We start from the raw sequence: 21,548 nt of genomic DNA on the forward strand, positions 1-21,548 counted from the left end.
CCTCTCGACGCCGGTAGCAGCGTGGCAGACCACCAGATCTCCCAGGGTAAGACGCGCGACCTTCCTGCTTATGCCTGTCGGATATACGTCATGACGTTCCGTGCAAGTACCGGGCTTTGATGAATTGGGCCATCTCACCCCGCCATGACGCCTCGTATCCGCTTCCTGTTCGTCAGGCCAGCGTTTTGCCTCGGGCTTCCTTCAGATTCCCCCTCGCGGGAGACACCCTTGCCGTCGGCTAGCACTTCCCCTTGCCGGGCGTGCAGGGGACTTCCACCCCCAAGTCATCCCGAGGCACCACCCTCGGGAACAGCGCCAGTCAGGCGCTGCGCGCCATGCCTGGCGCACCCAAAAAAAGCGCGATGCCCCATCGGGGCATCGCGCCTGTTCTGCTCGGCGACCCGCGAGCCGCTCCGCTCACGGCAGCGTCGCGGATCGGGCCGCCATCAGCACTCGATGGCGTTGACCGCGAGACCGCCCTTGGAGGTCTCCTTGTACTTCTCCTGCATGTCGGCGCCGGTGTCGCGCATGGTGCGGATCGCCTTGTCCAGCGAGATGAAGTGCTCACCGTCGCCGCGCAGCGCCATCTGGGCGGCGTTGATGGCCTTGACCGAGGCGATGGCGTTGCGCTCGATGCAGGGCACCTGCACCAGCCCGCCGACGGGATCGCAGGTGAGGCCGAGGTTGTGCTCCAGGCCGATCTCGGCGGCGTTCTCCACCTGGCCCGGGGTGCCGCCCAGCACCTCGGTCAGCCCCGCTGCGGCCATGGCGCAGGCCGAGCCGACCTCGCCCTGGCAGCCCACCTCGGCGCCGGAGATGGAGGCGTTCTTCTTGCACAGGATGCCCACCGCGGCGGCGGTCATCAGGAAATCGACCACGCAGCGCTCGTCGGCGCCGTCCTGGAACTTCATGTAGTAGTGCAGCACCGCCGGGATGATGCCCGCCGCGCCGTTGGTCGGCGCGGTGACCATGCGCCCGCCGGCGGCATTCTCCTCGTTGACCGCCAGGGCGAAGACGTTGACCCAGTCCATCGCCGAGAAGGTGGTGGAGATCAGGTTGGTGTTGCTTTCCATCTCCTCCAGGCGGCGATGCAGGGCAGCGGCACGGCGCCGGACGTTGAGCCCGCCGGGCAGCACGCCCTGGCCCTCGAAGCCCTGCTGTACGCAGGCCTGCATGGCCTCCCAGATGCGCCACAGCTCGGCACGGATCTCGGCCTCGCTGCGCCAAGCCTTCTCGTTCTCCATCATCAGCTCGCTGATGCGCAGGCCGTGCATCCGGCACAGCGCCAACAGCTCGGCGGCGCTGTTGAAGTCATACGGCAGTGCCGTGGTGTCGGTATCCAGCTCGCCGCTGGCGGCCTGCGCCTCGTCGATCACGAAGCCGCCTCCCACCGAGTAGAAGACGTTGCGGTAGAGCTCCTCGGCGTGACCGTGGGCCACCAGGGTCATGGCGTTGGGGTGGTAGGGCAGACTCTCGTCGTGCCACTCGAGGTCCCGGCTCCAGCGAAAGGGAATCGCCAGGCGGCCGTCGAGCATCAGGGCCTGGGACTCGAGCAGCTCCTCGATGCACGGTGAGACGATCGCCGGATCGATGTGCTGGGGACGCTCGCCCATCAGCCCCATGATGATGGCGCGGTCGGTGCCGTGCCCCTTGCCGGTGGCGGAGAGCGAACCGTGCAGGTGCACCTCGATGCGCGCCACGCGCTCGGTAAGCTCCTGGCGCTTCAACGCCTGCACGAAGTCGTAGGCGGCCTGCATGGGGCCGACGGTATGCGAGCTGGAGGGACCGATGCCGATCTTGAACAGGTCGAAGATGCTGATTGCCATGATGATGCCTCGTGTCTGGGCCGGACGGTCCGGCGGTCCGGCGTTCGGGGCCAGCGGCCGCCTGATCGCTCACCAGACAGTTAAACTAAAGCCACTCGACGCCTGCCGATAGTTGGCCTCATCATGGCGGCGAATCAACGCTCCGGCAATCGAGAATATCTGGCCCACGGTATAGAATGACTAAACCATGAACCCGCATCTCAACGCCCAGACCCACGCCGGGCTGAAGGTCTTCGCCGTCAGCGCTCGCCACCTCTCCTTCACACGGGCGGCCGAAGAGCTGCACGTCACCACTGGCGCCGTCAGCCAGCAGATCAAGCAGCTCGAGCAGCGGCTGGGGTTCAAGCTGTTTCGCCGCCGGCCGCGTCGACTGGAGCTGACCGAGGAGGGACGGCGCCTGGCGGCGGTGGTCGACGAGGCCTATCAGGCGGTGGGGCTGGAGGTACGGCGGCTGCGCAGCGGCGTGATGAGCGGGGTGATCCGGCTGCGCTCGGTGCCCTCCTTCCTGCACAAGTGGCTGATGCCGCGGCTGCCCCGGCTGCAGGCGCGCTTTCCCGATATCGAGCTGCACGTCACCGCCGAAGACAGCAGCGTCTCGCTGCGCGACGGCGACTTCGACCTGGCCCTGGACCTCAACGACGGCCACATTCCGGGGCTTGCCATCACGCCGCTGATGGAGGAGCGGATCTTCCCGGTCTGCGCCCCCGCCCTGCTGCGGGGCCGTCCGCCGCTGCGTCATCCCGCCGACCTGGCCTGGTACCCGCTGCTGCACGACGTCACGGCCTGGCGGGGCAGCCACGAGCACGCCGAGTGGGAGCGCTACCTCGAGGCCATCGCGGCGCCGCCCCTCAACCTGCGCCGGGGCTATACCTTCAACCGCCACCACCTGACCATGGCCGCGGCCATCGCCGGCATGGGCGTCGCCATCGCCCGCCAGACCCTGATTCGGGGAGAGCTCGGCAGCGGCGAGTTGATCGCGCCCTTCGCCCAGCGCGTACCGACCGGCATGCACTACGGCATCGTCCATGCGCCGGGGGCGCTGGACGACCGCCGGATCGCCGCGGTGCACGACTGGATCGTCGAGGAGGCCCGGCGGGCGCCGGACGGATCCTGATAGAGGCGGCCTCGACAACCGCGGAATCGAAGCCATGGCATCGACACTTCGGAATCAATAGGCAGGCGCAGACGAGCCGAGTATCATAAACATTCACCAATGAATGTGATTTACCCCGAGACGCCCATGCCACACCACCTCCCCCCCGAAGCGCCCACGCCAATCGACTTTCGCGCCACAAGCCTGCGCGCCCTGCTGTATATCGTCCTGATCGGCCTGCTGATGCAGGGCGTGATGCTCGAGGCGCTGGGGCTCGAGGGCCAGCGATTCTCCGAGCGCGGCTTCGTCGAGCCCGCCCAGTCGCTGCTGCTCGCCGCCAGCGCCGGCCTGGCGCTCTATGTGCGCCTGACGAGCCCGCGGCTGACGCACGTCTCCCTGCTGCTGCTGGCCCTGCCGCTGGCCTCGCTGATTCGCGAGCAGGATGCCTGGCTGGATGCCTGGGTGTTCGACGGCGCCTGGCAGGCGCTGGTCGCGCTGCTGGTGCTACCCATCCTGTTCGCGGTGATCCGTGGCCGCCACGCCTTCGCCCGCGAGTTCGCGCGCTACGCCAACAGCTTCTCGTTCGGTCTGTTCGCCGCGGGCTTCCTGACCACCTACGTCTACTCGCGGCTCTTCGGGCGCAGCGAGATGTGGCAGGCGATCCTCGGCGAGGCCTACCTGCGCACCTTCAAGGACGCCGCCGAGGAGGTCACCGAGCTGTTCGGCTACACCCTGCTGTTCTTCGCCATGCTCGAGCTGGTGCTGCTGGTGCGCCGCTGGCGCCACCTCAAGGCCGACTGAGGCGCCCCCGGGGCCGGCGCCCCGGCTCTGCACGGCGCCGCCTTGCCGGGACGCCTTCCCTTGCCTCTACTGGATGCCACTCGTCATATCCCTGCCCCATAAACGACGACGCCCGCAGCCAGTGGCTGCGGGCGTCGTCGTGAGCGAGGTCCTGTGACTACTCGTCGAGGAAGGAGCGCAGCGGCTCCGAACGCGACGGGTGACGCAGCTTGCGCAGCGCCTTGGCCTCGATCTGGCGGATCCGCTCGCGGGTGACGTCGAACTGCTTGCCGACCTCCTCGAGGGTGTGGTCGGTGTTCATATCGATGCCGAAACGCATCCGCAACACCTTGGCCTCGCGGGCGGTAAGGCCGCCGAGCACGTTGCGGGTGGCCTCGATCAGCCCCTCGCCGGTCGCCGAGTCGATGGGCAGCAGGATGGTGCCGTCCTCGATGAAGTCGCCCAGATGAGAGTCGTCATCGTCGCCGATGGGCGTCTCCATGGAGATCGGCTCCTTGGCGATCTTGAGCACCTTGCGGACCTTGTCCTCGGGCATCTCGAGACGCTCGCCGAGCTCCTCGGGGGTCGGCTCGCGGCCCATCTCCTGCAGCATCTGCCGCGACACGCGGTTGAGCTTGTTGATGGTCTCGATCATGTGCACCGGAATACGGATGGTGCGGGCTTGGTCGGCGATCGAGCGAGTGATCGCCTGACGGATCCACCAGGTGGCATAGGTCGAGAACTTGTAGCCGCGACGGTATTCGAACTTGTCGACGGCCTTCATCAGGCCGATGTTGCCCTCCTGGATCAGGTCCAGGAACTGCAGGCCGCGGTTGGTGTACTTCTTGGCGATCGAGATCACCAGGCGCAGGTTGGCCTCGACCATCTCCTTCTTGGCCCGGCGCGCCTTGGCCTCGCCGATGGAGAGCCGACGATTGACCTCCTTGATCTCGGTCACCGCCAGCTGGATCATCTCTTCCTCGAAGGCGATCTTGCGCTGGGAACGCTGGATGTCGGCGCGCAGCGGCTCCAGGCGCGCCGCATACTTCGGGTTGGCGGCGCCGAACTCGTCGAGCCACTCGGGACGCGATTCGCTACCCGGGAAGGCCTTGATGAAGGTCTTGCGCGGCACCTTGGCCTTCTTCACGCAGAGCTGCATGATGGCCTTTTCCTGGGCGCGCACCTGCTCGACGCTGATGCGCACCTGGCCGACCAGGCGCTCGAAGTGCTTGGGCACCAGCTTGATCGGGGAGAACAGCTGCGCCAGGCGAGCGAGCTCTTCCTGGGCGGGCTTCGCGCTGCGACCGTGGGCCTCGATGGCCGCCTGGGCCGCGGCGTTCTGCTCGCGAATCTGCTCGAAGCGGGCACGGGCCTCCTCGGGATCGGGGCCGCCGACGCTCTCTTCCTCCGCCTCGGCATCGTCGTCGTCCTCGGCATCGCCTTCGGACTCGTCGCGGGGCTCCTCCTCGGGCACTTCCGCTTCCGCGACGCCGGGAATCCCCTCGTCGGGGTCGATGAAGCCGGAGAACAGATCGGAGAGACGACCCGGCGCCTCCTCGTCCTGAGTGGCGTCATAGGCATCGAGGATGGAGTCGACCGCGCCGGGCAGGTAGGCCAGCGCCGACATCACCTCGCGGGTACCTTCCTCGATCCGCTTGGCGATCTCGATCTCGCCCTCGCGGGTCAGGAGCTCGACGGTACCCATCTCGCGCATGTACATGCGCACGGGATCCGTGGTGCGACCCACGTCGCTCTCCACTGCGGCGAGCGCGGCGACAGCCTCTTCGGCGGCCGACTCGTCGGTGGAGTGATCCGACATCATCAGGGTATCTTCATCGGGAGCTTCCTCGACGACGCTGATGCCCATGTCGTTGATCATGCCGATGATATCTTCCACCTGATCCGGGTCGGCGATATCCTCGGGAAGGTGGTCGTTGACCTCGGCATAGGTCAGGAAGCCCTGTTCCTTGCCGCGCGCGATCAACTCCTTCAGACGTGACTGCTGCTGCGCATTTCCAGCCATAGAAACCCTATCTCGACGAAGAAGAATGAAGCACCTGAAGTACTGAGGCGGTGAAAACTCGATAAGCCGGACAGTATAGCGGGTAAGGCCGCCTTCCTGCCAGTTCGGTGTATTTGCGCGGTCATTCAGGTGTGTTAGGTTGTGAGGTTGCGCCTTCCAAAGGCAGCTCCCTCGTATGTGGTGATGGCGGCAGAAAATTCAACCCCCGCCACGACGAGCGCTTAGCTCTTTAGCTCCATCAACAGCGCGTTCAGCCGCTGGCCGTCCTCTTTCGACAGCTTCTCCCCTGCCTGCATTCGCGACAGCAAGACCTCATATTCCTCCAGGGGCGACTGCTGCTGACGGTGGCGCTGGAAATAGGCCACCCAATTGTCCAACTCGGCCCCTCGCACGCCTCGGGGGACCAGGGGCTCGCGACGCGCCAGCGCGGCCAGCCGCTCCCCTTCGGGCGTGCCGTGAAAGTGGGCCAACAGCACCTGGGCGCTGCGATATCCGCCCGCCCGCAACAACCGCACCACCTCGCGACAGAGCCGCGCCTCCGGGTCCGCCTGGTCGCACCAGTCGTCATCTTCGGGCAGCCGCTCCACCAGCCGCGGCTCGTGCACCAGCAGCTGCAGAACGCGCCCCATCAGGCTCAGGGTCTGGCTGCCCGTGCCTGAGCGCGCCTCGTGCCCTTCGTCCTCCGGGCGCCACTCGGCCTCGGGCGTCAGAGGCGGCTCGCTCGGCGGCGCCTCGGCGGGCGCCACCAGCGCCTCGAAGCGCGACTGATCGACGCCGGTGCGCCGCGAGAGTTCGCCCAGCAGCAGCGACTTCAGCACGCCCTCGGGCAGCTTGCCGATGGCCGCGAGCACCTGGCTGGCGAAGCGCTCGCGCGCCTCGATCGTCGCCAGGTCGCGCCCCTCGGCCGCGTGATCGAAGAGGAACTCCGACAGCGGGCTGGCGCAGGTGATGCGATCCTCGAAGGCCTCCGCCCCCTCTCGGCGCACCAGGGTGTCCGGATCCTCGCCCTCGGGGAGGAACATGAAGCGCGCCTGGCGACCGTCGATCATCTGCGGCAGTACCGTCTCCAGCGCCCTGGTCGCGGCCTGGCGGCCGGCGCGATCGCCGTCGAAACAGAACACCACCTCGCCGACCATGCGGAACAGCCGGCTCAGGTGCTCCTCGCTGGTCGAGGTGCCGAGTGTGGCCACGGCGTTGCGGATGCCGAACTGGGCCAGCGCCACCACGTCCATGTAGCCCTCGACGATCACCACCCGCTCGAGCCGCGAATTGGCCTGGCGCGCCTCATAGAGGCCGTAGAGCTCGCGCCCCTTGTGGAACACCGGCGTCTCTGGGGAGTTCAAGTACTTGGGCTTGGCATCACCCAGCACGCGACCGCCGAAGGCAATGGTGCGCCCGCGGATATCGCGGATCGGGAACATCACCCGATCGCGGAAGCGGTCGTAGGTGCGCCCGCTGTCCTCGTGATGCACCAGCAGGCCGTACTCGATCTGCACTGAGTCGGCGATGCCGCGCTCGCCCAGGTGGCGCTTGAGCGCCTCCCAGCCGGCCGGCGCGCAACCGATGCCGAACGTCTGCTGAACCTCCGGCGACAGCCCGCGATCGGCCAGGTAGCGGCGCGCGTTCTCGCCCTCCGGCATCTTCAGCCGCTCACGAAAGAAGCTGGCCGACAGCTCCAGCAGGTTGACCCCCTCCTTGCGCTTGCGCTCGCGCGCCTGAGCTCGCGGATCGTCGGCGCCCTCGCGGGGCACCTCCATGCCGAGCCGACCGGCCAGCTGCTCCACGGCCTCGGGAAAGCGCAGCTTGTCGTACTCCATCAGGAAGCGCAGGGCATTGCCGTGGGCGCCGCAGCCGAAGCAGTGATAGAACTGCTTGTCGGCGCTGACGGTGAACGACGGCGACTTCTCCTGGTGGAAGGGACAGAGCCCGGAGTGGTTGCGACCGGCCTTCTTGAGCTTCACGCGCTCGCCGACCACCTCGACCACGTCGACGCGGGCCAGGAGATCATCGATGAAACGCTGAGGGATCTGACCGGACATGCGGGAAACCTGCGGGAAGCGGGAAGAGGCGACAAAAACAAGCGGCCACCGTTAGGCGGCCGCTTGGCGTCCCTCTTGAGACGGCATGGGCCGGATGCCCTCACCGACTCCAGTACGGATCAATAGAGCCGTTCGAAACGCTTGCGCTCACGCTGAAGCTTCTTGGCATGGCGCTTGACGGCAGCCGCCGCCTTACGCTTGCGCTCTGCGGTCGGCTTCTCGTACTGCTCGCGACGACGCACTTCCGAGAGGACACCGGCCTTTTCACAGGAACGCTTGAAGCGACGCAGCGCGACGTCAAACGGCTCGTTATCACGTACTTTGACAGAAGGCATTAAGCACTCACCTACCTTGGGTAACTTGAGTTCGGTTTGTACGCACACCCGTCGGGGTCCGTCACCACCACGAAACACGCCCCGGAATCGCCAGGCGAACCGGAACGATGCGTGAATACGCGGGAAGATGGCCCCTGGGTGCACGACCCAGTCTTGCAGCGGACAGTATTCTAGTCGTCCAACCGAGCTCGTGCAAATCGTTTCCCTGCTGCCGACCGGGGGCAAAATGCGTAGAATGCCGCCATCCACGCATTACCGAGCCGATATCATGCGCGTACTGGGCATCGAGACCTCCTGCGACGAGACCGGCGTCGCCCTCTTCGACACCGGGCGCGGCCTCGTCGCCGACGCCCTCTACAGCCAGATCGCCATGCACGCCGAATATGGCGGCGTGGTACCGGAGCTCGCCTCCCGCGACCACACGCGCCGGCTGCTGCCGCTGATCGAGCAGGTGCTGGACGACGCCGGCCTGACCCGCGGCGAGCTCGACGCCATCGCCTACACCGCCGGCCCCGGCTTGGTCGGCGCGCTGATGGTCGGCGCCAGCACCGCCCACGGAATGGCCCGGGCGCTGGACATCCCGGTGCTCGGCGTCCATCACATGGAGGGCCACCTGCTGGCGCCCATGCTGGAGGACGAGCCGCCCGGCTTCCCCTTCGTGGCGCTGCTGGTCTCCGGCGGCCACACCCAGCTGGTCGAGGTGCAGGGGCTGGGGCGCTACCGCCTGCTTGGCGAGTCGGTGGACGACGCGGCGGGCGAGGCCTTCGACAAGGCGGCCAAGATGCTCGGGCTCGCCTACCCCGGCGGCCCCCAGGTGGCGCGCCTGGCCGAGCAGGGCGACCCCGGGCGGCTGCGCTTCCCGCGCCCCATGACCGACCGCCCGGGGCTGGACTTCAGCTTCTCGGGGCTCAAGACCCACACCCTGACCGCCATCCGCCAGCTGGAGCGCGCCGGCGAGCTCGACGATCAGGCTCGCGCCGACGTGGCTCGCGCCTTCGAGGAGGCGGTGGTCGACACCCTGGTGATCAAGTGCCGTCGCGCCCTCGACCAGACCGGCCTCAAGCGCCTGGTGGTGGCCGGCGGCGTGAGCGCCAACGTGCGGCTGCGCGAGCGCCTGGAGCGCGAATGTGCCAAGCGGGACGCCCGGGCCTACTATCCGCGCGGGCGCTTCTGCACCGACAACGGGGCGATGATCGCTTATGTGGGGGCCCAGCGCCTGCTGGCCGGCGAGCGCGACGAGACCGGCATCATGAAGGCGGTGCCGCGCTGGCCGATGGACGAGCTGCAGGCACCCGCCAAGGGCTGAACCCCGCGATGATCGCGCGCTTTACGGTCACGGCGCCCAGCGCCTGCTGGCCGGCGAGCATGACGAGACCGGCCTCATGAAGGCGGTGCCGCGCTGGCCGATGGATGAGCTTAAGGCGCCCACGGCAGAGCCCCTGTAAAGAAGCCGCGCAACGAGACTCGCGATCCCGGGAACGAAACCCTGCCACGTCGCTTGCCGCTTGCACGTCGGGGCACAACATAATCCCTCACGGGTGCCCCTCACTCGACATCCCTGTCGAGTGACGTGCGCGGCTGCGCTCGTCGCCAGCGTTCCCGGGCAGATATCGCGTCGCTTCGTTGCCCCGCCTCTCGACAGCGGGCCCGCTCTCCTACAGCCCCGTCTCCTCGCCGCGCCGGAGGCGGCGGATATTGAGCGCATGGCGCCCAAGCACCAACAGCGTAAAGACCATCACCACTCCCACGAACTCCGGCGCCAGCCAGATACTGGCCAGCGGCGCCACGGCGGCGCTGGCCAGCGACGCCACGGCCGCGGTGCGCACCCGCCAGGCCAGCAGGGTCCAGAGTGCGGCGCAGCAGAGCGCCACCCAGGGCGTGAGGACAAGCATCACGCCGAAGGCGCTGGCCACGCCCTTGCCGCCGCGAAAACGGTGCCAGGCCGGATAGGTGTGCCCCAGCAGCACGCCGAGCCCGACCAGCCCCAGCCCCCAGGGAGGCAGGCCGACCCCCATGGCGAGCCACAGCACCGGCATGCCCTTGATCACGTCCACCATCAGGGTGGCCAGGGCGAGGCGCGGGCCGTAAAGGCGCAGCACATTGGAAAACCCGGGATTGGCCGAGCCGGCGAGCCGCGGGTCGCCCACGCCGGCAAGGCGGCACACCGTGAGGGCGCCGAGCCAAGTGCCGCTGAGATAGCCGATCGCCATCAGCGGCAGGATGAGGTCGAGTGGCGCCTCCACGGGCGGGCTCCTCCGGGATAATGCCTCGATTCTGACAGCCAGGGACCGGTGACGACAGGCCGGCGGCCCGCGGTGTCACCGGGAAGCGCGCTGGCGTACAATCTGGTGCCTGCAGGCGGACCCTCGCCTATCCCGTCCGCATCGACCAGGCCGCAACGACTGAGGCCGCAACAACCAACGACCGGGGAGCCCCGATGGATCTTGTGCTGATCGACGCGCTGGAGGTAGATACCGTGATCGGCGTCTACGACTGGGAGCGCACCATCACCCAGACGCTGCGCCTCGATCTCGAGCTGGGCACCGACATCCGCCCCGCCGCGGCGGGCGACGACATCGCCCAGACCCTGGACTACGCCGCGATCAGCGAGCGTATCGCCGGCTTCGCCGAGGCGCATCAGTTTGCCCTGGTAGAGACCTTCGCCGAGCGCCTGGCCGAGATCCTGCGCGCCGAGTTCGCCATCGCCTGGCTGCGCCTGACCGTGCGCAAGCCCGGCGCCGTGGCCGCGGCCAGCGCGGTGGGGGTCTCCATCGAGCGCGGCACCCGGCCGGGAGACATCTGATGGCCCGGGTAACCGTCAGCATCGGCAGCAACATCGAACGCGAGCATCACGTCCTGGCGTGCCTCGACGCGCTGGCGGAGACCTTCGGTCGGCTGGCCGTCTCGCGGGTCTTCGAGAGCGAGCCGGTGGGCTTCGAGGACGGTCGCAACTTCTACAATCTGGTGGTGGCCTTCGAGAGCGAGCGCTCGGTGGGCGAGCTGCAGGCCTGGTGCAAGCGCCTGGAGTTCGCCCACGGCCGGCTCAAGGGCGTGCCCAAGTTCAGCCCGCGGACCCTGGACATCGACCTGCTCACCGTGGGCGCGCTCAGCGGCCGCCACGATGGCGTCGCGCTGCCGCGCGGAGAGATCCTGCACCATGCCTTCGTGCTCCAGCCGATGGCCGAGCTGCTGCCCGAGGCGCGCCACCCACTCACCGGCGAGACCTATCGCGACCACTGGGCCCGCTTCGAGGCCGATGAGCAGCGCCTCTGGCCGGTGGACTTCACCTGGCAGGGGCGCCGCCTCTCCCGCGCGGAGGAATAGCCCTGCCCACGGGTCATGCCTCGGGGTCAGCGAGCGCCCCCTCGATGGCCTCCCAGCGGCGCCGCGCCAGCTCCTCGCCGAGCTCGCGCCCCTGATAGCCCTCCGCCACCAGGGCCCTGGGCAGGATCTGCATCGCCAGCCGCCAGGCCAGGGCCAGGTCCTCGGCCAGCGCCGGGGCATCCAGGCTCACCAGGCTGATCAGCGGCGCCACCCGGTCGCTGCGGCGCCACGCATCGATGCCGTCGAGCCAGCGCATCACCTGCGCCCCGCAGAGCCCGTTCGCCGCGACCTGCCGGCACAGCGCCCGGGTCCTGGCCGCCTGGGTGGCCAGCTCGCGGTGAGCCCGCGGCAGGCGCAGCCGCTCGGACAGCGCCTCGCGCGCGTCGTCTCCCAGGTGCTCGACCAGGCGCGCCCAGCGCCAGCGCACCTGCGCCTCGGCCTCGATGTCCTCGGGCAGCCGATGCAGGCGCCCCAGCGCCGCGTCGAGGTCCGCGTCATCCTCGGCCAACTCCGGCATCAGCACGGCGAGTGCCCCGCACTCGTCGAGCACCTGAAAGTAGACCTCCGGCCAGGGCTCGGAGAGCGCCTTCTCGGTCTCGGTCCAGACGCGCTCGGCCACCAGGTGCGCGAGCTCGCCGCTCTTCACCAGCGAGCGCATCAGCGCGCGGGTCTCCTCGGCGATAACGAAGCCCAGTCCGGCGTAGCGGGCCAGAAAGCGCGCCGTGCGCAGCACCCGCAGCGGGTCCTCGACGAAGGCCGGCGAGACGTGGCGCAGGCGGCGCGCCTCGAGGTCGGCGAGCCCGTCGTAGGGGTCGACCAGCGCGCCCTGGGGCGTCTCGGCCATGGCGTTGACGGTCAGATCGCGCCGCGCCAGATCCTCCTCCAGGGTGACCTCGGGGCTCGCATGCACCACGAAGCCGGTGTAGCCATGGCCCGACTTGCGCTCGGTGCGCGCCAGGGCGAACTCCTCGTGGCTCAGCGGATGCAGGAAGACCGGGAAATCACGCCCCACTGGCTTGAAGCCGCGCCGCTGCATCTCCTCGGCGGTGGCGCCGACCACCACCCAGTCGGTGTCTTTGACCGGCCAGCCGAGGCGGGCATCGCGCACCGCCCCGCCGACGCGATAGACCTCGAGTCCCTCGAGGTAGCGGTCGTCGCTGGGGTTCATGGCTCAGCACTCCACGCGGTCGGGCAGGCGGTGCTGCCAGTCGGTGAAGCCGCCATCGAGGCTGTAGACCTCGGCGAAACCCTGGCCGGCCAGCCAGGCCGCCGCCTGCTGGCTGGAGTGGCCGTGATAGCAGATCACCACCAGGGGCGCCTGGCGCGGGGCCTGGTCGAGGAAAGCGTCGACGGTGTCGTTACCCAGGCGCTGGCTGCCGGGCACATGCCCCTGGGCGAAGCTCTGAGGGTCGCGGATATCGACCAGGGTGAGGGGCGCGTCGCCCTCGAGCCAATCGGCCAAAGAAGCGATGTCGAGGTGGCGGAAGGGAGCGTTGGTCATCACGGGCATCTCGTCGTCGGGGAGCGTCTCGGGGGGGTCACTGGCGGCTGGGCACGCTGATGCGCCGACCGCTCTCGAGCTCCAGGGCGGTCAGCCGGCTGCCCCAGACGCAGCCGGTATCCAGCGCCTCGGCGCGCACGCGGCTCTCGGGTGTCTCACCCTCCAGCGCCGCCCAGTGGCCGAACAGCAGCCAGGGATCGTCCTCTCGGGGGTACTGGAACCAGGGGGCGAAGCCGGACGGGGCGCTGTCGAGCCCCTCCTTGGCGGCGAAGTCGAGGCAGCCCTCGGCATCGAGGAAGCGCATGCGGGTGAAGGCGTTGACGATCATCCTCAGCCGCGGGATACCGTCGAGATCGTCGCGCCAGCAGGCCGGCTCGTTGCCGTACATCGCCTCGAGGAAGGCGCCGGCCCCTTCGCCCGCGAGCCGCGTCTCGGCCTCGCCGGCAAGCGCCGCGGCCTTTTCCACCGACCACTGCGGCAGCAGGCCGGCGTGGGTCATGACGGTCTCGCCCTGCGCCGCGGATTCCCGGCGCACCAGCAGAGGGCGCGTCTGCAGCCAGTCGAGCAGGCGCTCGCGGTCCGGCGCGGCGAGGATCGGCGCCAGGGTGTCCTTGCGGCTCTCCCGGGCGCCGCCTCGCGCCACCGCCAGCAGGTGCAGGTCGTGGTTACCGAGCACGATGCTGGCGGCCTCGCCCAGCGCCATCGCCTCGCGCAGGCAGGCAAGCGAGCCCGGCCCGCGGTTGACCAGGTCGCCGGCCAGCCACAGCCGGTCGTGGCGCGGGTCGAAGTCGAGCCGCTCGAGCAGGGCGACGAACTCCGCGTGGCAACCCTGCAGATCGCCGATGGCATAGGTGGTCATGTCGGCTCCGTTGCGGTGAGTATCACGGGGTCTAGTGTACCTGGTTGGGCCCGGCCAGCCGGAAGGGGGAGATCGCCACCTCGAAGGGGCGCTGGCTGGCGGCGTCGACGCAGGTGTAGGCGCCCTCCATCACCCCCACCGGGCCGTCGAGGATCGCCCGGCTGGTGTAGCGGAAGGTCTGGCCGGGGCCGATCAGCGGCTGCTGGCCGACCACCCCCTTGCCGCGCACCTCCTGCACCTTGCCGCTGCCCTGGGTGATCTTCCAGTAGCGGGCGAGCAGCTGAACGCTGTGGCCGGAGGCGTTGTGCACGGTGACGGTATAGCTGAAGACGAAGCGCTGCTCGTCGGGGGCGGACTCGTCCAGGCGAAAATCCGGTGCCACGTCGACGCGAATGGCACCCTCGAGCCCCTCGGGAAGCGTCGGGGTCATGAGGCCTCTCCTTCACCGGCCGCGGCCAGGTGGTTGGCGATGCGCACGAACTCCTCGATATCCAGCGTCTGGGGGCGACGGCCCGGGTCGATGCCCAGCGCCTCGAGGGCCGCGGCATCGATGCGCCCCTTGAGATTGTTGCGCAGCGTCTTGCGCCGCTGGCCGAAGGACTGGCGCACTAGGTCGAAGAGCAGCGCCTCGTCGCTGGCCGGATGGGGCAGGGCCTCGTAGGGGGTGAGGCGCACGATGGCCGAGTCGACCTTGGGACGGGGCACGAAGGCCTCCGGCGGCACCGTGAACAGGGCATCGACGCGGCAGTGGTACTGCGCCATCACCGACAGCCGCCCCCAGTCGGGACCGCCCGGCGCAGCGGCCAGGCGCTCGACCACCTCCTTCTGCAGCATGAAGTGCATGTCGGCCACGGCCTCGCCGGCCGTCAGGAGGTGGACGATCAGCGGCGTGGAGATATTGTAGGGCAGGTTACCCACCACGCGCAGCGCTGGGCCGTCGCCTCGCAATTCCCGGAAGTCCACCTTGAGGGCGTCGCCCTCGTGGATGATGAAGCCCGGCTTGTCGAAGAACTGCACCCGCAGCCCGGGGATCAGGTCGCGGTCGAGCTCAATCACCTCGAGGTGGCCGTCGGCGGCCTCGAGCAGCGGCTCGGTCAGGGCGCCCTGACCCGGGCCGATCTCGACCAGCCGGTCGCCGGGACGAGGGCCGATGGCACGCACGATGCGCGAGATGACGCCGTAGTCGCGCAGGAAGTTCTGGCCGAAGCGCTTGCGGGCCTGATGAACCGGGGGGCGGGATGCCATTCGGGGTGTCCTTATGTCTCTGGAGATTCTTACTGTCGCATCGCCGCCGTGTCGGGGCTGACCCGACGCCCCTCGAACGGCTCGACGTCTCTTCTAGCCACGGCCGTCGCGACTCGCCATCTCGGCGGCCAGCGCCACGGCCACTCGCAGGCTGCCGGGGTCAGCGCGGCCGCTGCCGGCGAGATCCAGCGCCGTGCCGTGATCCACCGAGGTGCGCACCAGCGGCAGCCCCAGGGTAATGTTGGCGGCGCGACCGAAGCCGGCGTACTTGAGCACGGGGAGGCCCTGGTCATGATACATGGCCAGCACCGCGTCGACGCCTTCGAGGTGGCGCGGGGTGAACAGGGTATCGGCCGGCAGGGGGCCGTCAAGGGTCAGCCCTTCGGCGCGCAGGGCCGCGAGGGCCGGGATGATCACGTCGAGCTCCTCGCGGCCCAGGTGACCGCCCTCCCCCGCGTGGGGATTGAGGCCGCAGACGGCGATGCGCGGCGTATCCACGCCGAACCAGCGCCGCAGGTCGTCATGAAGAATATGCAGCAGCCGAGTGAGCCGCGGCCCGGTGATGGCATCGGCCACCTCGCGCAGCGGCAGGTGGGTGGTGGCCAGCGCCACCCGCAGCGCGGCCCCGTCCGGCTCGCTCGCCTCGCGGGCGTGCAGAGCGCTGTCGGTCGCCAGCATCATCACCACCTCGTCGACGCCACAGGCGTCGCGCAGGTACTCGGTGTGGCCGGTGAAGCCGGCATGGCCGGCATCGAGGATCACGCCCTTGTGCAGCGGCGCGGTGACCATGCCGGCCGCGCGGCCGGCGCGGCAGGCGTCAAGCGCCACGTCGAGGGTCTCGAGCACGTGGCCGGCGTTGGCGACATTGAGCTCACCGGGCCGCGCCGGGGCGCGCAGCGCCACGGGCCACACCGGCAGCACGCCACGCCGCGGCGCAGGCGGCGCCTCGTCATGACCGAGTTCGAGGATCTCGACCTCGCGGCCGATCATGGCGGCACGCTCGGCGAGCAGGGCCGGATCGCCCACCGCCGCCACTCGGGCTGGGGGGACCACGTCGGCGGCCAGCATCACGGCCAGCTCCGGCCCGATGCCCGCCGGCTCGCCGCAGGTCAGGGCCAGCACGGGCGCATCCGCCGGGGACATCAGCGCGCCTCGAGGCGATCGTCGACGAAGGCGCGGCTACGGATCTCCTGGATCCACTCTTCCATCTCGGCGCTGACCTTGCGCTGGAACAGCGCCTGACGCGCCTGATCGCGGCTGGCGCCCTGCTGCTCCACGAAGCGATCCACCTCGCGCTCGGAGAGGTCGACCCGGCTGGCGACCCGGCGCTGCTGCAGCTGGCGCATCAGCAGCTCGCGGCGCACCTGATCGCGCACCACACCCAGCGACAGGCCGTCGGCCTCGAGCGCATCGGCGAACTGCTCCAGGCTCATGCCGTTGCCTTCGGCGATGGCGCGTACCTGGCGGTTGAGCTCGGTGTCATCGACGCTCAAGTTGGCCTCGCGCGCCATCTGCAGCTGGATTTCCTCGACGATCATGCGCTCCAGCACCTGCTCGTGCAGCACCGCGTCGGAAGGCGTCGCCTGTCCCCGACCCTCGAGCTGACTGCGCACCTGGGCAACACGGTTGTCGAGCTGGCTTTCCATGATGGCGCCTTCATTGACCACCGCCACGATGCGGTCCAGCGGCTGACGGCCCGCGTAGGCCGACTCCTGGGCCTGGCCTACCAGGGGCAGGCCACTCAGGCACAGGGCAAGCGCCAGGGTGGCGATACGTCGGCTGTGCATGTCTCTGTTTCCTCTCATCGGTGTCGAATGTCTCATGGGCGGCCCAGGGATGCGCTCTCAAGGGCGGCCCAGAGATGCGCTACGGTAACCCGGGACCGCCTGCTGGAAGTAGCCGTCGGCCTCACCGCCGACGCCGCCCAGCCCCTTGAACACGAAGCGCAGGAAGATCCCGCGATCGGTCTGGTCGTCCTCGATATCGTTGGTGGTGTCGCTGTCGTCGATCCACTCGCGCCAGACCAGCTGCAGACCATAGCAGCAGTCGTTCCACTGAACACCCGCCAGCTGCTCCAGGGCGCGGTCGTTGGTGTTGTCGTAGAGCAACCGGCCGATCAGGTCGACCTGCCGGCTGGCCTTCAGGGCGAATGACAGATCAAACTCCTCGCGGTTGTAGTTGACCACGTCCTCTTCGTCCTCGGCGGGATCGAAGCCCTGGACCTGCCAGCGATAGCCGAGGTTCAGCACGTGGCCGGCCGGCGCCCGGTACTGCAGACCCAGCGAGGTGCTCTCGGTGCGCTCCAGGTGGTCGTCGTAGAGCCACTGCCAGCGGGTCCGCCACGCATCGGTGATCTGCCAGTCGGCCCGCGCGACCAGCGGCGAACGCTCGCGAGTGGCCCGGTAGTAATCGTTGAAGCTGTCATAGTCACCACGATCGGACTTGTCGGGATCGCCATCCATGTCGATGGTGCGATCCTCCAGGTAGTAGGCCTGCCCCAGCCCCACCGAGAGCCGCTCGCGGCCGCTCTCATCGGCCAGCAGCCGCGACTCGAGCCCCAGCGAGACGCGGTTCAGGTCGCCCACCCGGTCGCTGCCGCTGAAGCGGTAGGGCGACCAGAGCTGGTTCCAGGAGAAGGCCCGCTCGGCGGTATCGAAGTCGGGAAAGTCCGTCTGGTCCCGCGCCGGCACGTAGGCATAGTTGATCCGCGGCTCCAGGGTCTGGCGGTAGTCGCGCCCGCCCAGCGCGAGCTCGCGCTCGAAGACCAGGCCGCCGTCGACGCTGGCCACCGGCACGCTGCGGGTGAGCTCCTCGTCGCGGTCGGTGTCGCGCTCGCCGTAATCCAGCTGGTAGGCGGTGGCGAGCCACTCGACCCGGGGCTCGAGATACCCCCAGCTCTCGTCCCAGCGCCAGCCGGTGGCCGGCGACAGGTGCAGGCGCGTGCCGTTGGCGGCCTCGCGAATGGGGACCCGCGACTCGTCCACGTCGCGCCAGAAGTGGGTGACGTTGGAGCGCCACTGCTGGTAGAAACCGCTCTCCTGAGACCAGCGGGCGTCGGCAGTCAGGCTCGGCAGGCGGTAGAAGGGCTTGTCGCGCTCGAGCAGCGGATCGTCGAGCTTCTGGTAGCCCTGGGCCTTGGCCTGCAGCCGCCAGGTATCGCCGCGATGGTCGATCTGGGCCAGGCGCTCCATGTAGGCGGTATCGCCCTCGCCGAAATCGCGGCCGAAGTCGTCGAAGTAGCTGCCGTCGCTGGCCGCCCCATAGCGCAGCCGATAGGGGGTGCGGGCATCCAGACGTCCGGCGTGCCGGTAGTCGATGTACCAGCGATCCTCGCCCTCGTAGCTCGGCTCGTCGTCCGGATCGCCGTCGTCGTCGGCCAGGTAGGCGCCCTCGATCTGGCCGCCGTGGTTCTCGAACAGATAGCGGTACTCGCCGCCCAGCAGCAGGCCGCGATCGCTGATATAGCGCGGCGTGATCGTGGCGTCCTGGTCCGGGGCGATGTTCCAGTAGAAGGGCTGGGCGTAGTCGAGGGAGTCGGCGGAGAGCCCCAGCAGCGGCCACAGGAAGCCGGTCTGGCGACGCTCGTCCAGGGGGAAGCGCACCCAGGGCCAGTAGAAGACCGGCACCTTGCCCACCTCGAGCCGGGCATGCTTGGCGGTGCCGACGCCGCTCTCGCGGTCGAGCAGGATGTCGTTGCCGACCAGGCGCCACAGGTCGCTGCCTGGCTCGCAGGTGGTGAAGCTCGCCTCGGTGAGGCGGTAGCGCTCGCCGTCGAGGCGGGCCAGGCGCACGGCATCGCCGCGCAGGCGCTGCTCGTGGGCCACGTAGTGGGCCGTGTCGATGCTCGCGGCGTCGCTGTTCAGGGAGAACTCGGCCGAGGCGCCGCGCACCAGCAGGTTGCGGTCACGCAGGGTCAACGGCCCCTCGGCGTAGGCGGTCTCGCGGCTGGCAGGCACCCGCACCCGCGGCGATTCGAGCTGGGCGTCGCCGCGGCGCAGCAGCACCTCGCCGTCGAGGCGGGTCTCGCCGTCCTCGCCCGAACCGGCCCGATCGGATTCGCTCGCCACCTTCTCGCCGGGCGGCGGCGGCAGGCGGTAGTCCGGCATCACGTAGCGGCCGCGGCACAGGGCGCCCGCCGGGCGCGTCTCGCCCCAGGGCTGCCAGTCGAGCTGCGCCGCCGGCAGCGACTCGGGCGGCGCCGCCGAGAGTGGCCCGCTCGCCAGGCCGGCGCCGGCCAGGCCTGTCAGGGCCGTCCATGTCCACGAGTGTCGCTTGCCCATGCTCCACGATGTCCTTGGGGAGGTGAATCGGTATTATACAGGCCGCACCCGGCCTGTGTTGCCGGCGCGAGCCCTGTCATCGCCGACGATGTCGGGAGCTCAGCATGCGGGGCCCCCACGGGGCCGTCAACCGTACCCGCCCCCTCACAAGGAGCCAGACGACGATGCCCGAGGCCACCGATTCCACGCGAACGCAGCGGCTGCAGGCCTGGGCGGCCAGGCGCCACGGCCTGCCCCCGGAGGCCGTCAGCCTGCGCTTCGCCGCCGGCGACGCCAGCTTCCGGCGCTACTTCCGCCTGACGCTGCCCGACGGCACCACCCGCATCCTGATGGACGCCCCGCCCGAGCAGGAGGACAGCGCCCCCTTCGTGACCATCGCCGAGCAGTGGGGAGCCGCCGGCCTGCCGGTACCGGCGCTGCACGGCGTTGACCTCGACGCCGGCTTTATCGAGCTCGACGACCTCGGCGACACGCCGCTGCAGGACCGCTTCGCGGGCGACGAGGCCCCGGCGACCCTGGCCTGGCACGAACGCGCCCTCGACCTGATTCACGACCTGCAGAACCGCGCCCCCGTCGACGGTCTGCCGGTCTACGATGCCGCCCTGCTCGGCCGCGAGCTCGACCTCTTCCCGGACTGGTGCCTGGGCGAGTGGCTGGGCCTCGCCCCGCCGCCGGAGTGGGCTTCGCTGCGCGAGGCGCTGATCGAATCAGCCCTCGCCCAGCCCGTGGTCGCGGTGCATCGCGACTTCGACGCCATGAACCTGATGGTCAAGGACGACGCCCTCTACCTGATCGACTTCCAGGACGCCGTGGCAGGCCCGATCAGCTACGACCTGATCTCGCTGCTGCGCGGACGCTACTGCCGTTTTGCCCCGGCGCGCTTCGCCGCCTGGACCGAGGCCTTTCGCGTTCAGGCCATCGCCGATGGTCGATTGGCCGAGGACGTCGACGCCGCGACCTTCCTCGCCCGCACCCAGGCCATGGCCGCCCAGCGCTCGCTCAAGGTGCTCGGCATCTTCTGCCGGCTGACCCTGCGCGACGCTCGCCAGGGCTATCTCGAGCGCCTGCCGCACTTCCTCGATCATCTGGAGCAGAGCCTCGCCGGCCTGCCCGGCCACGAGGGCTTTCGCACCTGGCTCGCCGACAGCTTTCGCCCGGCGCTGGCGGCGCGCCTGGAGGCCCGCGGATGAAGGCGATGATCCTGGCCGCGGGGCTCGGCACCCGCATGCGCCCGCTCACCGACCACTGCCCCAAGCCGCTCCTGGAAGTGGCCGGCCGCCCGCTGATCGTTCACCACCTCGAGCGCCTGCGCGCCGCGGGCATCAAAGATGTGGTGATTAACGTCAGCTACCGGGCACAGCAGATCATCGACGCCCTGGGCGACGGCGCGGCACATGGCGTCAACATCGCCTGGAGCCGCGAGGCGACCCCGCTGGAGACCGGCGGCGGCATCCGCCAGGCACTCCCGCTGCTCGGCGACGCACCCTTCCTGCTGGTCAACGGCGACGTCTGGTGTGACCTGGCACCGTCGAGCCTGCCCACCCTGGGCGATGACCTCGCCCACCTGGTGCTGGTGGACAACCCCGACCATCACCGGGCGGGCGACTTCCACCTGGACGCACGCGGCCGGGTGCACGCCGAGGGGACGCCGCGCCTCACCTTCGCCGGCGTGAGCCTGCTCGACCCGGCGCTGGTGGCTTGCGAGGTGCCCGGCGCCTTCGGCCTGGCACCGCTGCTGCGGCGCGCCATGGCCGAGGGCCGCGTCGGCGGTACTCACCACCGCGGAGCCTGGGTCGACGTCGGCACGCCAGAGCGGCTGAGGGCACTGGACCAACATCTTCGAGCGGAGCATCACTCCAGAGTCTAAGCGTAAGGCGCCGGGGATAGGCCTAAGAGGGGGTCCTGGTATGGATTGACCTGTCAAGGGCTCGGTTGTCTCTTCAGTGCATGCGGTTGTCCTCAATGCCTACGGGTCAGGAAGCGAGGGGCTATCAGCGACGGTGGATCTCTCTGGTATTCGTGGGTTGGGTACCGACCTGTCATCACTTCGTCGCGGAGCTACCCTGCTCTACGCTCGAGGGTCACCCTGCCCCGGAGGGCGGGAGCCTCATAGGACCGCCAGGGGTTCTCCTACCGGCCCGACGCTCCCTGACCCGCAGGCACTGGGACACTGCCGTCATGTCGTGGCCCGGCTGCCGTGTGGCTTGCCCATTGCCTCGCAGGCGAGGGCCCACAGGAAGCCG

20 protein-coding genes are annotated in these 21,548 nt (G+C 69.3%); 7 read left to right on the plus strand and 13 right to left on the minus strand.

Features of this window, described 5'->3' with window-relative positions:
• Positions 1-446: 446 nt before the first annotated feature.
• On the minus strand, positions 447-1,826 hold the full coding sequence (locus BM388_RS15750; RefSeq protein WP_089851899.1) for an L-serine ammonia-lyase: 1,380 nt from the start codon (positions 1,824-1,826) through the stop codon (positions 447-449).
• Positions 1,827-2,013: 187 nt separating this feature from the next.
• Between BM388_RS15750 and BM388_RS15755 the strand changes: the two genes are divergently transcribed.
• Entirely contained in the window at positions 2,014-2,940 is a 927-nt protein-coding gene (locus BM388_RS15755; RefSeq protein ID WP_089851901.1) for a LysR substrate-binding domain-containing protein, read from the plus strand.
• A gap of 126 nt (positions 2,941-3,066) precedes the next feature.
• A complete protein-coding gene (locus BM388_RS15760; RefSeq protein WP_089851903.1) occupies positions 3,067-3,720 on the plus strand; it encodes a hypothetical protein in 654 nt (217 codons plus the stop codon).
• Positions 3,721-3,877: 157 nt separating this feature from the next.
• On the opposite strand, the gene rpoD is transcribed toward BM388_RS15760, so the two are convergent.
• The 3 genes from rpoD to rpsU form a co-directional block, all read right to left on the minus strand.
• Entirely contained in the window at positions 3,878-5,722 is a 1,845-nt protein-coding gene (rpoD, locus tag BM388_RS15765) for an RNA polymerase sigma factor RpoD (RefSeq protein ID WP_089851905.1), read from the minus strand.
• 221 nt (positions 5,723-5,943) lie between these two features.
• Entirely contained in the window at positions 5,944-7,761 is a 1,818-nt protein-coding gene (gene dnaG / locus BM388_RS15770; protein ID WP_089851907.1) for a DNA primase, read from the minus strand.
• 119 nt (positions 7,762-7,880) lie between these two features.
• Positions 7,881-8,096 (minus strand): 30S ribosomal protein S21, encoded by a 216-nt coding sequence (gene rpsU / locus BM388_RS15775; RefSeq protein WP_013333229.1) that lies wholly within the window; start codon positions 8,094-8,096, stop codon positions 7,881-7,883.
• A 268-nt stretch (positions 8,097-8,364) separates the two neighbouring features.
• Here rpsU and tsaD point away from each other — a divergent pair, with 268 nt between their 5' ends.
• Complete coding sequence (tsaD, locus tag BM388_RS15780) at positions 8,365-9,402, plus strand: tRNA (adenosine(37)-N6)-threonylcarbamoyltransferase complex transferase subunit TsaD (RefSeq protein ID WP_089851908.1); 1,038 nt, start codon at positions 8,365-8,367, stop codon at positions 9,400-9,402.
• A 349-nt stretch (positions 9,403-9,751) separates the two neighbouring features.
• Here tsaD and plsY read toward each other — a convergent pair whose 3' ends face one another.
• On the minus strand, positions 9,752-10,315 hold the full coding sequence (plsY, locus tag BM388_RS15785) for a glycerol-3-phosphate 1-O-acyltransferase PlsY (protein WP_089851936.1): 564 nt from the start codon (positions 10,313-10,315) through the stop codon (positions 9,752-9,754).
• A gap of 218 nt (positions 10,316-10,533) precedes the next feature.
• On the opposite strand from plsY, the gene folB reads away from it, so the two are divergent.
• Positions 10,534-10,899: a dihydroneopterin aldolase gene (folB, locus tag BM388_RS15790; RefSeq protein ID WP_089851910.1), complete on the plus strand. Its 366-nt coding sequence runs from the start codon at positions 10,534-10,536 to the stop codon at positions 10,897-10,899.
• Positions 10,899-11,420, plus strand: coding sequence for a 2-amino-4-hydroxy-6-hydroxymethyldihydropteridine diphosphokinase (gene folK, locus BM388_RS15795; RefSeq protein ID WP_089851912.1), 522 nt, complete (start codon positions 10,899-10,901; stop codon positions 11,418-11,420). The genes folB and folK overlap by 1 nt, the downstream gene beginning before the upstream one ends.
• Positions 11,421-11,433: 13 nt before the next feature.
• On the opposite strand, the gene BM388_RS15800 is transcribed toward folK, so the two are convergent.
• The 8 genes from BM388_RS15800 to BM388_RS15835 form a co-directional block, all read right to left on the minus strand.
• Positions 11,434-12,588: a tRNA nucleotidyltransferase/poly(A) polymerase-related protein gene (locus BM388_RS15800; protein WP_089851914.1), complete on the minus strand. Its 1,155-nt coding sequence runs from the start codon at positions 12,586-12,588 to the stop codon at positions 11,434-11,436.
• 3 nt (positions 12,589-12,591) lie between these two features.
• Positions 12,592-12,921, minus strand: coding sequence for a thiosulfate sulfurtransferase GlpE (glpE, locus tag BM388_RS15805; RefSeq protein WP_089851917.1), 330 nt, complete (start codon positions 12,919-12,921; stop codon positions 12,592-12,594).
• A gap of 37 nt (positions 12,922-12,958) precedes the next feature.
• Positions 12,959-13,780 (minus strand): symmetrical bis(5'-nucleosyl)-tetraphosphatase, encoded by an 822-nt coding sequence (locus BM388_RS15810; protein ID WP_089851919.1) that lies wholly within the window; start codon positions 13,778-13,780, stop codon positions 12,959-12,961.
• Between the two features lie 31 nt (positions 13,781-13,811).
• Complete coding sequence (gene apaG, locus BM388_RS15815) at positions 13,812-14,210, minus strand: Co2+/Mg2+ efflux protein ApaG (protein ID WP_089851921.1); 399 nt, start codon at positions 14,208-14,210, stop codon at positions 13,812-13,814.
• Positions 14,207-15,025, minus strand: coding sequence for a 16S rRNA (adenine(1518)-N(6)/adenine(1519)-N(6))-dimethyltransferase RsmA (rsmA, locus tag BM388_RS15820; protein ID WP_089851923.1), 819 nt, complete (start codon positions 15,023-15,025; stop codon positions 14,207-14,209). Before rsmA ends, apaG begins: the two co-directional genes overlap by 4 nt.
• A gap of 93 nt (positions 15,026-15,118) precedes the next feature.
• Complete coding sequence (gene pdxA, locus BM388_RS15825; RefSeq protein WP_089851925.1) at positions 15,119-16,168, minus strand: 4-hydroxythreonine-4-phosphate dehydrogenase PdxA; 1,050 nt, start codon at positions 16,166-16,168, stop codon at positions 15,119-15,121.
• The gene (locus tag BM388_RS15830; RefSeq protein WP_089851927.1) at positions 16,168-16,812 is read right to left on the minus strand and encodes a SurA N-terminal domain-containing protein; all 645 of its coding nucleotides are present in this window, start codon (positions 16,810-16,812) and stop codon (positions 16,168-16,170) included. Before BM388_RS15830 ends, pdxA begins: the two co-directional genes overlap by 1 nt.
• Positions 16,813-16,869: 57 nt before the next feature.
• A complete protein-coding gene (locus BM388_RS15835) occupies positions 16,870-19,305 on the minus strand; it encodes an LPS-assembly protein LptD (RefSeq protein WP_089851929.1) in 2,436 nt (811 codons plus the stop codon).
• A gap of 164 nt (positions 19,306-19,469) precedes the next feature.
• Here BM388_RS15835 and BM388_RS15840 point away from each other — a divergent pair, with 164 nt between their 5' ends.
• Both BM388_RS15840 and murU read left to right on the plus strand, forming a co-directional pair.
• A complete protein-coding gene (locus tag BM388_RS15840; RefSeq protein ID WP_089851931.1) occupies positions 19,470-20,495 on the plus strand; it encodes an aminoglycoside phosphotransferase family protein in 1,026 nt (341 codons plus the stop codon).
• Positions 20,492-21,172, plus strand: coding sequence for an N-acetylmuramate alpha-1-phosphate uridylyltransferase MurU (gene murU, locus BM388_RS15845; protein WP_089851933.1), 681 nt, complete (start codon positions 20,492-20,494; stop codon positions 21,170-21,172). Before BM388_RS15840 ends, murU begins: the two co-directional genes overlap by 4 nt.
• Positions 21,173-21,548 lie beyond the last annotated feature (376 nt).

It is taken from the genome of Halomonas saccharevitans (assembly GCF_900116405.1).
Classification (GTDB): Bacteria; Pseudomonadota; Gammaproteobacteria; order Pseudomonadales; family Halomonadaceae; genus Halomonas; species Halomonas saccharevitans.

Bases quoted from the DNA above. Each gene is read 5' to 3' on its own strand.
- folB (WP_089851910.1), top strand. From the start codon at position 10,534: ATGGATCTTGTGCTGATCGACGCGCTGGAGGTAGATACCGTGATCGGC.
- BM388_RS15750 (WP_089851899.1), bottom strand. From the start codon at position 1,826: ATGGCAATCAGCATCTTCGACCTGTTCAAGATCGGCATCGGTCCCTCC.
- pdxA (WP_089851925.1), bottom strand. From the start codon at position 16,168: ATGTCCCCGGCGGATGCGCCCGTGCTGGCCCTGACCTGCGGCGAGCCG.
- rpoD (WP_089851905.1), bottom strand. From the start codon at position 5,722: ATGGCTGGAAATGCGCAGCAGCAGTCACGTCTGAAGGAGTTGATCGCG.
- apaG (WP_089851921.1), bottom strand. From the start codon at position 14,210: ATGACCCCGACGCTTCCCGAGGGGCTCGAGGGTGCCATTCGCGTCGAC.
- BM388_RS15840 (WP_089851931.1), top strand. From the start codon at position 19,470: ATGCCCGAGGCCACCGATTCCACGCGAACGCAGCGGCTGCAGGCCTGG.
- murU (WP_089851933.1), top strand. From the start codon at position 20,492: ATGAAGGCGATGATCCTGGCCGCGGGGCTCGGCACCCGCATGCGCCCG.
- tsaD (WP_089851908.1), top strand. From the start codon at position 8,365: ATGCGCGTACTGGGCATCGAGACCTCCTGCGACGAGACCGGCGTCGCC.
- BM388_RS15800 (WP_089851914.1), bottom strand. From the start codon at position 12,588: ATGAACCCCAGCGACGACCGCTACCTCGAGGGACTCGAGGTCTATCGC.
- BM388_RS15830 (WP_089851927.1), bottom strand. From the start codon at position 16,812: ATGCACAGCCGACGTATCGCCACCCTGGCGCTTGCCCTGTGCCTGAGT.
- rpsU (WP_013333229.1), bottom strand. From the start codon at position 8,096: ATGCCTTCTGTCAAAGTACGTGATAACGAGCCGTTTGACGTCGCGCTG.
- glpE (WP_089851917.1), bottom strand. From the start codon at position 12,921: ATGACCAACGCTCCCTTCCGCCACCTCGACATCGCTTCTTTGGCCGAT.
- rsmA (WP_089851923.1), bottom strand. From the start codon at position 15,025: ATGGCATCCCGCCCCCCGGTTCATCAGGCCCGCAAGCGCTTCGGCCAG.
- folK (WP_089851912.1), top strand. From the start codon at position 10,899: ATGGCCCGGGTAACCGTCAGCATCGGCAGCAACATCGAACGCGAGCAT.
- BM388_RS15755 (WP_089851901.1), top strand. From the start codon at position 2,014: ATGAACCCGCATCTCAACGCCCAGACCCACGCCGGGCTGAAGGTCTTC.
- BM388_RS15835 (WP_089851929.1), bottom strand. From the start codon at position 19,305: ATGGGCAAGCGACACTCGTGGACATGGACGGCCCTGACAGGCCTGGCC.
- BM388_RS15810 (WP_089851919.1), bottom strand. From the start codon at position 13,780: ATGACCACCTATGCCATCGGCGATCTGCAGGGTTGCCACGCGGAGTTC.
- BM388_RS15760 (WP_089851903.1), top strand. From the start codon at position 3,067: ATGCCACACCACCTCCCCCCCGAAGCGCCCACGCCAATCGACTTTCGC.
- dnaG (WP_089851907.1), bottom strand. From the start codon at position 7,761: ATGTCCGGTCAGATCCCTCAGCGTTTCATCGATGATCTCCTGGCCCGC.